Annotated in this window: 12 protein-coding genes; 1 reads left to right on the top strand and 11 read right to left on the bottom strand. The window is 43.0% G+C overall.

The genetic code is table 11. The annotated features are described in order from the left end of the window. Positions 1-150 precede the first annotated feature (150 nt). Entirely contained in the window at positions 151-516 is a 366-nt protein-coding gene (locus P855_RS0118620; protein ID WP_028784974.1) for a response regulator transcription factor, read from the top strand. A 58-nt stretch (positions 517-574) separates the two neighbouring features. Here P855_RS0118620 and P855_RS0118615 read toward each other — a convergent pair whose 3' ends face one another. From P855_RS0118615 to proB, 11 genes are all read right to left on the bottom strand, one after another. Continuing rightward, positions 575-2,281, bottom strand: coding sequence for a DUF6044 family protein (locus tag P855_RS0118615; protein ID WP_051353318.1), 1,707 nt, complete (start codon positions 2,279-2,281; stop codon positions 575-577). Continuing rightward, on the bottom strand, positions 2,244-3,374 hold the full coding sequence (gene rffA / locus P855_RS0118610; protein ID WP_028784972.1) for a dTDP-4-amino-4,6-dideoxygalactose transaminase: 1,131 nt from the start codon (positions 3,372-3,374) through the stop codon (positions 2,244-2,246). Before rffA ends, P855_RS0118615 begins: the two co-directional genes overlap by 38 nt. A gap of 9 nt (positions 3,375-3,383) precedes the next feature. Next, entirely contained in the window at positions 3,384-3,749 is a 366-nt protein-coding gene (locus P855_RS0118605; RefSeq protein ID WP_028784971.1) for an EamA family transporter, read from the bottom strand. A 1-nt stretch (position 3,750) separates the two neighbouring features. Further along, positions 3,751-4,437: a GNAT family N-acetyltransferase gene (locus P855_RS0118600; RefSeq protein WP_028784970.1), complete on the bottom strand. Its 687-nt coding sequence runs from the start codon at positions 4,435-4,437 to the stop codon at positions 3,751-3,753. A gap of 14 nt (positions 4,438-4,451) precedes the next feature. After that, complete coding sequence (locus tag P855_RS0118595) at positions 4,452-5,375, bottom strand: glycosyltransferase family 2 protein (RefSeq protein ID WP_235062681.1); 924 nt, start codon at positions 5,373-5,375, stop codon at positions 4,452-4,454. Continuing rightward, positions 5,372-6,406 (bottom strand): dTDP-glucose 4,6-dehydratase, encoded by a 1,035-nt coding sequence (gene rfbB / locus P855_RS0118590; RefSeq protein ID WP_028784968.1) that lies wholly within the window; start codon positions 6,404-6,406, stop codon positions 5,372-5,374. Before rfbB ends, P855_RS0118595 begins: the two co-directional genes overlap by 4 nt. Next, on the bottom strand, positions 6,399-7,334 hold the full coding sequence (gene rfbA / locus P855_RS0118585) for a glucose-1-phosphate thymidylyltransferase RfbA (RefSeq protein WP_028784967.1): 936 nt from the start codon (positions 7,332-7,334) through the stop codon (positions 6,399-6,401). The genes rfbB and rfbA overlap by 8 nt, the downstream gene beginning before the upstream one ends. Positions 7,335-7,611: 277 nt before the next feature. Continuing rightward, positions 7,612-8,604, bottom strand: coding sequence for a biotin synthase BioB (bioB, locus tag P855_RS0118580; protein WP_028784966.1), 993 nt, complete (start codon positions 8,602-8,604; stop codon positions 7,612-7,614). Between the two features lie 21 nt (positions 8,605-8,625). Next, a complete protein-coding gene (locus P855_RS0118575; protein ID WP_028784965.1) occupies positions 8,626-9,225 on the bottom strand; it encodes a biotin transporter BioY in 600 nt (199 codons plus the stop codon). Positions 9,226-9,403: 178 nt separating this feature from the next. Next, on the bottom strand, positions 9,404-10,666 hold the full coding sequence (locus P855_RS0118570; protein WP_028784964.1) for a glutamate-5-semialdehyde dehydrogenase: 1,263 nt from the start codon (positions 10,664-10,666) through the stop codon (positions 9,404-9,406). Positions 10,667-10,684: 18 nt separating this feature from the next. After that, on the bottom strand, positions 10,685-11,815 hold the full coding sequence (proB, locus tag P855_RS0118565) for a glutamate 5-kinase (RefSeq protein WP_028784963.1): 1,131 nt from the start codon (positions 11,813-11,815) through the stop codon (positions 10,685-10,687). Positions 11,816-11,849 lie beyond the last annotated feature (34 nt).

Raw genomic sequence — 11,849 nt, 5'->3', positions numbered from 1 at the left:
GTTTAAATGTCGACATATGTCTGTTAGCATGGAGGAAGGGTCATAGGAATTGCTGACCAACAGCTAGTGTTACGATAAAACTCTATCCTCCGTTTTTTCCAGTTTCCCTACCCATTCCGTTGTCAACGGGTTTATGAAAGGAGGATTACAATGCAGCCAAGAATATTGTTGCTGTCCAAGGATGCGTCTGACCTGGAGCATCTCCAACACGTGTTTTATGACGAAGGGATATATAGTCAATGTGATGACATGGAAATTACGGATGTCAAATCCCTTTTAGAGGAAAATAATATCAATGTCATTTTACTTGATGAGTCTTGCTTTTCTCTGCTGTCAGAATTGAACAGCATTGCCAAAGATACAAGTGTCATCATTTTATTACATCATCAGAACGAAGATACCATTAAGATATCGATGGATTATAATGTCGATGATTTCCTCATGAAACCCCGCTATTATAACCTCTTGCCTACGATTTATAACGCATTGGAAAAACGTTCCCAAACTTATGAATAATCAATTACTTAAAAGCTGTATTTCTCCAATTTTAGTTGGAGAAATACAGCTTTTTTGATCAGCCTATTTTATACAAGTAGATTTTCCATGGGGAAGCCTCAGTTTCAAACGATCGTTCATAAACAAGGTTGTTCGCTGCATGATTCTCTATAGGAACCGTTGATAAGAGATAGTCTCCCCCCATGCTTTCCAGCTGAGCGGTATTGATATCAAGATTTTCAATATTTTTGTCACTATCCTTGGTGAAATCGTAGTTCTTCCCTAGTTCATCGACAAATAAATAGAGCCTGCTCCCCCATGTATCAAAATAATGCCTTAGCGTATCGTTCTTCTCCAACTCGGGTGCTATTACCTCCCTCCACTCATGTTTATAAGAAAGCGGGATGGTGGTATTATAGGTATCCAATGTCCACATCCCATTGTATTGAGCGATCGTCGGGTGCATCCCAATCGACACGACCCGGTAATCAGAAGGGTCCTCTCCGATATATGCTTTAATATCGTCAAATAGCGCTTCTGAATAAAACTCCTTATAAGTGAAAGAATCAAACTCTTTGTACTTAAATTCTTCAGCAAGCGGAAACAATATAGCGATCTGTCCAAGAATGAGCATAAGTACAATGAATTTACCTAAAAATACTCTTTTTTGAATAACCCCCATAGCAAGGCCAAACAAAATATACCACAGTAATGGATGAAGGAAGTGATAACGGCTGAAATTGAAATTGTTCAACAAGGAAATCGTATCTTTAGGTACACGCCATCCTTCCCAGTACCAGTAGCCATACCAGATCGACAGGATTAAATTGGCCGCCAGCAGAGTCAGGAGCAGCTTCGGCACTGCGCTCCTTTTCCATACAACTATGAGAATCGCGGCCATAGCTGCCGGGAGAATGAAGCGGTAATGAAATGTTTCATCATGCGTATGGGCAAAGAGAAAATTTTCAATTCCCAGCTGGAACGCCCCGACTGCAGCCTTATCTCCCAAAGTGAATTCTTCTCGATGTGGTACGAATTCACCATCCAAAAACATCGAGTAAATGATCATATAATTTTTGATCAGAAAGATACCAGTCATCATTACAATCGAACTGAAGAATGGCCAGTTGGATTTTTTATAGCGAATCCAATCCACCAGCCAGATGACACCAATGACCGAGATAAAAAAGGAAAAGGCCAGAATGAAATTGGAATGAAACGGGATGAGTCCGATCATGATCCAGTATCTCTTTTTTGCTTGTCTGCCGAACTCACGGATTTTCAAAAACGCAAGTGATGCCAGCGGCATTCCTGCCATGGAAAGGGCACCGGATGGCCAATATGGAAGCAGCGCAAACGTCAAGGCGGCTCCAGCAATCGGCAACTGATAATTCGTCCATGTACCTGTCTGTTTTTCAAAAACATAAGCCAGTAGAAAATACATGCCAAATAAAGCGACTACCCTCATGATGGTCTGATTGATGGTGTAAGCGGTAAAAGGTTCGAATATAGCGTACAGCCAGACCATCGCATCCAGGCCTGAAGGCAATGCGCTTCTTGGCAGCCCATTGATTATACTCGGCAGCATTTCGTTTGGTGAGGCGAAAATCAGGTTGTTTTCAACCACCAGCTTATACCAGACTATATTCGAATCCAGATTATCGTGTACTCTGATATGCGTATCTTCGCCTAAAATATAATAAGGCAGCAAATAAGCTGCCAGTATCAAACAGGCGACAATTAATAGTTTATGCCTGGTAAAACGCTCGAATATGGTGTACCACATGACTGACATCCTCTTTTGCCATTTGATAATAAAGCGGTAATCGCAATAATCGTTCACTATCTTTGCTCGTATACGTGTCCGGACCGCACATTTCTCCGTACTTCTCCCCGGCGTGGGAAGAGTGAAGCGGGACATAATGAGGGACGGCCATCACATCATTCTCTTTCAAATATTGTATCAGACGTTTACGTTCCTCTTCATCCCTGGTTTTGATATAAAACATATGGGCATTATGTTCCCTGTCTTTTGGGATGAATGGCAGCTCGATCTTTTTTTGCCCTTTTAGCGGTTTCAGCCCTTCCCAGTAGAGCTGCCACGTTTCCAGACGGTTTTTATTAATTCTGTCAGCCGCTTCCAGCTGGGCTAATAAATAAGCAGCATTCAAATCACTCAAGAGGTAAGAAGAACCAATATCCCGCCATGAATATTTGTCCACCCTGCCCTGGATGAACTGCGAGCGATTCGTCCCTTTTTCCTGGATGATTTCCGCACGGTCGATGAAACGGGAGTCATTGATAATCAACGCCCCTCCTTCTCCGCATGTATAGTTTTTTGTTTCATGGAAGCTGAATGTACCAAGATGACCAATCGTACCTAATGCTTTGCCTTTATATGCACTAAGCAGACCTTGAGCGGCATCCTCAATCACATAAAGTTCATACTGATCAGCGAGAGACATGATGGCATCCATATCACAACCGACCCCGGCATAGTGAACGACAACAATCGCCTTCGTACGACTAGAAACAGCTCCCTCGACAAGGGCAGCATCCATATTCATTGTAGCCGGGTCAACATCGACGAATTTGATATGGGCCCCACGTAAAGCAAACGCATTTGCCGTAGAAACGAATGTAAAAGAAGGCATGATCACTTCATCACCTTCCTGGATATCGATCAGTAATGCCGCCATTTCCAGGGCATGCGTACAAGAAGGTGTCAAAAGCACCTTCTCCGTTCCCAAATGAGACTCTAACCAGCTGGAACATTTTTTGCCGTATGGCCCGTTGCCGGAAAGTTTCAGATTATGGATTGCTTCCTGGATATATTCATTTTCGTTTCCTGTTACACATGGTTTATTGAATGGAATCATCTTAACACCTCAAATAGATTGACTCGTTACTATAATGCCTAGCACAATCAAAGATAATCCGATCACTTTTTGAGGTGTGACCGGCTCTCCGAATAAAAAGACCGATAGCAGAAACACCAGTACAAATGAAAGGCTCATGAACGGATAGGCATAGCTGATATTGAATTTTGTCATCGCCGCCATCCAGAAAATCGAAGCGACGAAAGCAGAAAGAAAACCCGACAGAATCAACGGGTCGAGCAAAAGCTGGAACAGGAATACGACTTTATCTTTCAGTTCCAGTGGCAGACTGCCATATTTCTCAATCCGCCATTTCAATATCAATTGGCCATAGACAGTAAATAAAATGGTTGCAAAGATATAAAAGTAACCCATCTCAGACCCCGTCAGGCATTTTTATATTCCATTTATGATAAACATCTACCGCTCGCTTCATTTTGAACCCGAGCGAATAAAACATTTGCATCGAAGGAAAGTTAATTGCTGATACGGAAGTCTCCAGTTCCTCATGGCCATAAGAAAACAACACTTCACACGCTTTACTTACCAGTGGCTTGGCTAGTCCTTTCCCGCGCACCTTTTCATCCATCCCGATCAATAGAATCTGGTTGTCCTGATAGGCATAGTAGGCAACTATTTCTCCTTCATAAGTAAGGAACATTACCTTCCCCGCTTCATATAAATCTCGGAGCCAGTTGATGTAGCGCTGTTCAGCTGTTTCTTCCTTTACATTAAAATCCCGATGATAGCGCCCTACTTTAAAGGCACCGGCAGAAATTGAAGCAATGATAGCAAAGCTTCCTTCCCGGGTAATTCCAACTTGTTCATTAGAAAATGTCCGCAATTGATATGCTTTACATACCGGTGTGATCAATGTATCGGCATAATAAAATCCATGCTCCAAAATCGGTTTTTTATTGACCATGGGATCGACCTTTAAAGTAAAATGTCCCGGTGTCTCATCCGTTTCTTGCAAGGCTTCCTCCTCGGGAGACAGGACTTCGTAGGTATCCATTCCAAAATTCCGTCTATCCCAGGGGGCTTCCCGTAAATGCTTCGTCATCCTATCACCTCATCTCATTCTTCATCTTCTGTTGTTTCGCTGATAATGTATAGTGGTCTGCCTTTTGTTTCATTGAATACTTTACCGATATATAAACCCAGCACTCCAAAATTGAAAAATACCAGTCCACCGATAAAATAGATCGACACCATGACACTCGTCCATCCTGGAACATGATGCTCCAGCATAAGGCGCTTAAAAATCAAATACAGGCCATACAAAAAGGATACAAGTGAAATGGTAAACCCGAACTGAATCGACAACCGGAGAGGTTTATTCGACTGAGAAATGATGACATCGGTAGCCAGACTGATTAACTTTTTTAAATTATAGGAAGATTTACCATGCTCACGCTGATGGTGGTTGACTGGTATTCTGGTGGATTTATATCCCATCCACTGGATGAATAGCGGGAAGAGCCGATTTTGCTCCCTCATCTGACGGAAGCTTTCGATGACCTTCTTGCGGCTGATACTGAAATTAGCAATGGTATGGTCTGAAGATCGCTCCGTCAGATAATCATAAACTTTGTAAAAAAGTTTTGAAGTCACTTGCTTCAGCAAGTGGTCCTGACGCTCTACCCTTGAACCAAATACGACGTCGTAGCCTTCCAGGGCTTTTTCATATAACTTTTTGATATCTTCCGGCTGATCCTGCAAGTCACAATCCATTACAACGACCCAGTCACCTTGCGTGTGATCCAACCCCGCCGTTATTGCATGATGCTGCCCGAAGTTCCTTGATAAGTTGATCCCTTTCACCCTTGAATCCTTCTGGTGAAGCCGTTGGATCGTCGGCCAGGCATCGTCCGGACTGGCATCATTGACCAGTATAAGCTCATAATTCACAGGGATGGAGCTCATCGTTTTATTCACACGTTCATATAACTCATTCAGACATTTCTCACAGCCGTAGATTGGCGCGACAACGGAAATCACTGGACTCGCTGCTCCCATTTATGGATATACCAGGAGACTGTTTCTGCCAGCCCCTGCTCCAGCTCGACTTCCGGCTTCCATCCCAGTGTCTGTCTGATTTTACTATCATCTACGGCATATCTGCGATCGTGTCCTGGTCTATCATCAACAAAGGTAATCAAATCCTTGAAACTTGTAAGCTCCAGTTGCTTTTTCCGTTCAGACTGATATGCATCCAACAATTCACAAATGCGATTGGTCATCTCCAAATTCGTCCGTTCATTTCTGCCACCAATGTTATAGCTTTCCCCTGTTTCTCCATAGTGGAAAACAGCATCAAGGGCCTGGCAATGATCGGTAACATACAACCAGTCACGAATATGTTGTCCATCTCCATAAATAGGGATGGGTTCACCTGCGAGGGCTTTTCTCAGGATTGTCGGAATCAGTTTCTCATCGTGCTGTCTTGGTCCGTAATTATTGGAACTGCTTGATATCACAACATTCATCCCATATGTGTTGTGATAACTCATAACCAGCATATTTGCGCTCGCTTTCGACGCACTATATGGATTTCTTGGATCGTACGGTGTTTCTTCTGTAAAAGCTCCCTCTTCATCCAGCGAACCATATACTTCGTCGGTGGAGATATGATGGAACCGTCGTTCAGCAAGTACCCCTTTTTGTTTCCAATCCCGTTGTGCAGTTTGTAACAAATTCACAGTACCGGCAACATTTGTCGTAATGAAAGGCTTCGTATCAGCAATTGATTTATCGACATGAGATTCCGCAGCAAAATGGATGATGCCATCTATATCAAAGTCAGTGAATATTTTCTCTACTACTGATTCATCTGCAATGTCACCTTCGATAAAATGGTAGTTAGGATAGCCTTCTGCCTCCCGCAAGTTCGCTAATGATCCTGCGTAAGTCAGTTTATCGAGATTGATAATCTCATAGTATTCATAGGCCTTTAAGAAATAAGTGATGAAATTGGAGCCGATGAAACCAGCTCCCCCTGTTATCAATAGTGTTTTTTTATCTCTAGTCATGATCCACCGTTCCTATCATTGGATTTTGATCGACGACGTCTTCCCAGTATTGCTGGACGTGTTTCCGATTAGCAATATCCATCAAATATTTTCCGTAGTCATTCTTCTGCATGGCTTCCCCTTTTTCATAAAGCTCTTCCCGTGAAATGTAGCCCATATAATAAGCGATCTCTTCAATGCAGGCAACCTTGAACCCTTGCCGCTGCTCGATGTTTTTAATGAATTGGGAAGACTCAAATAGGGAATCATGTGTACCTGCGTCGAGCCAGGCGAACCCTCTTCCTAACAATTGGACATCCAGTTCTCCACTTTCAAGATAGAGCTTATTGATATCAGTGATTTCAAGTTCTCCCCGATCAGAGAAATCGAGCTGCTTTGCCATTTCTATAACGCGATTATCATAGATATATAAACCCGTGACAGCAAAATCAGACTTTGGTTCTTCCGGCTTTTCTTCTAAAGAAATTACTTTCTTATTATTATCGAACTCCACTACCCCGAATCGCTGCGGGTTTCCGACACGGTAACCAAAAACCGTTGCACCCTGGTGGTTCCGGATCGCTTTCCGGAGCATATCGGTAAGTCCTTGCCCATAAAAAATGTTATCTCCCAGGATCAGAGTGACATCATCATTGCCGATAAAGTTTTCTCCAACCATGAAAGCTTCCGGAATGCCATTAGGATCCTGTTGGGTTTCATAGGAGATAGAGATTCCTAACGATGAACCATCGCCCAATAATTTTCGGAAACGAGGCACATCTTCTACCGTACTGATAATCAGGATTTCTTTTATACCTGCAAGCATCAGTATCGATAAAGGATAATAAATCATTGGCTTATCATAGACAGCGAGCAGATGTTTATTAATACTGTCGGTGCTTGGCGACAATCTGGTGCCACTGCCTCCTGCCAAAATAATTCCCTTCATAGAACCGCCCTCCTCAATATGAAAAAGTAATAGCCTGTCTAATTAAAGATTCTTTTCAAAATTCCCTTATTCCTATCAGAATAATCTTACTTTTTGATTACAAATTTTTAACAAAAAATAATAACACTAAAAAAAGCCCTCGGTTGAGGGCTTAGGGACATCATAGATTAAAAAGATTTAAATTGAGATCTTGGGATAGTTTCCTTAACGCTTTACCACCAGCTATAATGTTCTCCTTTTTATTGATAGCGGGGACAACGATACCGATGCCCATTTTTCACTTCAGAGTATGCTGAGGAGCTGGATATTCTATCTCAAATCCTGCATCTCTCAACATTTGATGGTCTTTCGTGCCTTCCTGACCAGCGGTGGTCAAATAGTCTCCGACGAAAATAGAGTTAGCTGCATACAACCCTAATGGCTGCAGGCTGCGTAAGTTGACCTCCCTGCCACCGGAGATCCTTATTTCTTTTGATGGATTTATGAACCGGAATAATGCGAGCACTTTCAAACAATAAAGCGGGTTAAGTTCATCGGTTCCTGCTAATGCCGTTCCATCAATAGCATGAAGAAAGTTCACAGGAATGGAGTCTGCATCCAATTCCTTTAAGGCTTTTGCCATATGTAAGACATCAAGCTTCGTTTCCTTCATTCCTACAATCACTCCGGAACAAGGAGAGATACCCGCCTGCTTGGCATGATTGACTGTATCGACTCGGTCATGGTAGGTGTGGGTGGTTGTGATAGCATCATGGTGGCTTTCTGATGTATTAATATTGTGATTATAGCGGTCTACTCCAGATTCTTTTAGCTGCCGGGCTTGCTCCGGCTTCAGTAAACCAAGGCAGGCACAAATTTTCAAATCATATTTTTGCTTGATTTCTTCTACTGCCGACGTAACTTCATTCAGCTCCCGATTGGTAGGTCCGCGGCCACTGGCTACGATACAGTAGGTGCCGGAATGAAGCTGGTGAGCTTGTTCTGCTCCCTTCACAATCGTATCCTTGTCCATCATGCGATACTTTTGGATCGGGGCTTCAGAATCAATCGATTGGGCGCAGTAGCCGCAATTCTCAGGACAAAAGCCTGATTTCGTATTAATAATCATATTTAATTTTACTTTATTGCCAAAATGATGCCTCCTGATTTGATAGGCACTATGAAGCAGGTTCAGAATATCATCATCAGAGCTGTCTAGAATCGAAAGTCCTTCTTCCTCTGTCAGCTCATGTCCAGCTAAAACTCGCTCAGCCATCACGTTCCAATTCATACCTTCTCCCCCTTTTCCATATTAAACAGCTTCTTTTTGTCTGCGGAATTTGGTATTTGATAATGCCCCTTTTTCTAATCGGAATGCCAGGTAACCCGCAAGCACAGATAAAATGATATCCTTCGGAAGTGGAACCATCATCCACCCCCATACCATTGGATATGTCAGACCTTCTGGGGCTTCAAACCAGAAAAGGTATGCCGCATACATCCAGTTTGTTCCTACAATATAATTAATCACCATACCTACAAGTGCTGCACTTACGTACATTGGAAAACTACGCTTCATTTCTACCATTTTCCCTGCCACAAAGGCCAATAGAATAAAAGATACAATAAATCCGAATGTCGGCGAGAGCATAACCCCTGCCCCACCTTTGAATTGAGCAAATATCGGCGCTCCTGCTAATCCAAGAATCATATAAACGAACATCGAAAATGCACCAAGTCTGCTGCCAAGGACGATGCCGGCAAGGACTGCAAAGAACGTCTGCAATGTAATAGGTACTCCTCCCACGACCATGAACGGGGCGATAGATGTAATATTTGCCCCGACAGCTGTCAAAGCAACAAATAAACTCCCCATCGTGAGATCAAGGGCTGTAAACTTTTTTCTTTTCATATGTACCATCCTCCTGTCTTTTTGTTATCGTTAACCATTTATGTTTAATTGTTAACAATAGATTAACATAAAAGACAGAAAAATTCATAGAATTTTTTTACATAGAAAACACCCCGGGTCCTCCATTTTCTGGAGGACCCGGGGTCAAATATTTGATCTTAGCTCATCAAGCGTACAGTTAACGGATTTGGCCGTTACCAGACATGATATATTTAACAGTGGTGAGTGCTGGCAAGCCCATCGGGCCGCGGGCATGCAATTTCTGAGTAGAAATCCCGATTTCTGCTCCGAAACCTAGTGCTCCACCATCGGTAAAACGAGTGGATGCGTTATGATAGATGGCAGCTGCATCTACCAGACTCTTGAACATGTTTGCTGTATCTTGATTCTCTGTAACAATCGCTTCTGAGTGCTTCGTGCCGTAAGTTTCAATATGGTTAATAGCTTCAGCTGCGTCGTTGACCGTTTTAATGGCGATATCTTTACTCAAATATTCATTCGCCCAGTCTGATTCTCCTGCTTCAACTGCGCCAGGCATGACCTTGACAATTTCTTCATCGCCATGGACGTTGATGCCATTATCATTCAATGCTTTCGTCAAAGCATCAAGGTTTTCATTCAACCAGTCTTTGTGGACAATCAGTGTTTCCGCTGCGTTACAAACCGCAGGGCGGTCTGTTTTTGCGTTTACAAGAATATTCAACGCTTTTTCAACTTCCGCTTCCTTATCAATATACACGTGGCAGTTGCCGACTCCAGTCTCTAGAACAGGTACCGTCGCATTGTTCACGACTGCACTGATCAGCGATCCGCCTCCACGTGGGATCAGCACATCCACATGTTCTTTCATGGTGAACAGCTGCTGCGTGGCTTCACGTTCTGTACTGTCGATGAACTGAACCGCCTCTTTTGGCACCTTGGTCTCTACCAGTCCGCGATGTAGTACTTCTACAATTGCGCGGTTTGAATTGATTGCGGAAGATCCACCCTTCAGCACAATCGCGTTTCCAGACTTCAAAGCAAGGCCGGTAGAATCAACGGTTACATTCGGGCGTGCTTCATAAATCATACCGATAACACCAAGTGGTACCGTTACTTTTTCTACACCAAGACCGTTCTCCAATATCCAGTCAGACAAAACGTGTCCGGTGGGGTCTTCCAATTCTGCAACTTCACGCAGGCCATTGGCAAAATCAAAGATACGTTCTTTGGAAAGTGCCAGGCGATCCATGAAAGCATCTTCAAAGCCTTTTTCACGTCCGTTTTCCAAGTCTTGTTCATTCGCATCTAAAATAGATTGGTATTCCGATTCCAACTTATCTGCTAAAAGATGGAGTGCCTGATTCTTTTCCTCTGTCGTCAGCATCGCTAGTTGTTTAGCTGCTTTTTTGGCTTCAATCGCCTGTGCTTCCACATTCACTGTTGGTTTGATGGTTGTCATCATTTCCCTCCTTATTATTTAAACACCTACTGGAACAGAAACTTCCAGATGGCAAACAAGATGTTTCTTTTCAACTGCAGCCTGCTTGTATTCAGCAATCTCTTCTTCTGTCATACTCACAATCTGGCTGATCTTCTTAGAAGAATAATTGACAACGCCAAGACCGATATCTTCTCCATATACATCTTTGATCCGGACAACCGCTCCTTCTTTGAAGCGTCCTTTGACGTGATGGATATTACCCGGAAGCAATCCTTCTTTGCTCACGACAATTGAATCCTTTCCTTCCTCGTCGATGACGACCTCTCCTTCTGGTCCTGAGTTAAAGGCGATCCATTGCTTTTTGCTGTCGAGATTCAGCGTTTCTGGTTTCGATTCAAAATAAGTGCCACGGGCGTTTTGATAAACAGAATCATAGATAATATTTGGCGCATTTGCTTTCCCTAAAAATGCGGCAATTCCAGAAGCCATCGTGATTTTGAAGGCATCAATCTTTGATTTCATACCGCCGGTACCTACCGCACTTCCCGGATCGCCTGCGGCTGCCTCGATTTCCGGTGTAATTTCATGAACTTTTTCCAGTAATTTAGCATCTTTATTTTTGCGAGGATCTGCATCATACAACCCATCGATATCAGAAAGAATAATCAGTTTATCTGCATCGACAAGTGCACTTACTTTAGCAGAAAGAGTATCATTATCACCGAACTTCAATCGGTCAATCGTGATGGTATCATTCTCGTTAATAATCGGAATGATTCCTCTTTCCAGTAGAACGTTGATAGTGTTTCTGGCATTCTCATAGCGATTTTCATCTGAAAAATCGCTGCGTGTAATCAGGATTTGTGAAGCAACATACCCGTGGGATAAAAAGAGGTCTGAATAAGATTCGATTAGTAATCCTTGCCCGATGGATGCTGCTGCCTGCTTCTCCGGCAAAGTGCTTGGTCTTGAGAGACATCCAAGCTTGCGGTAGCCTGCAGCTACTGCTCCTGAGGATACGAGCAATACTTCATGTCCGTCATCTTTCAAACGAACGACTTCATCTACTATCTTTTCTAGTTTTCTGCGGCTGATTTCTCCATGTAAGCTTGTTAGTGAACTGCTTCCGATTTTGATGACTACACGTTTTTTCTGTGTTTGTGTCAATTTATCACTCCTATCCTCTCGTTCGACTGTAAAA

Source organism: Thalassobacillus devorans MSP14 (assembly GCF_000496835.1).
GTDB classification, from domain to species: domain Bacteria; phylum Bacillota; class Bacilli; order Bacillales; family Halobacillaceae; genus Thalassobacillus; species Thalassobacillus devorans_B.
This window is presented reverse-complemented; position numbering and strand designations above follow the sequence as displayed.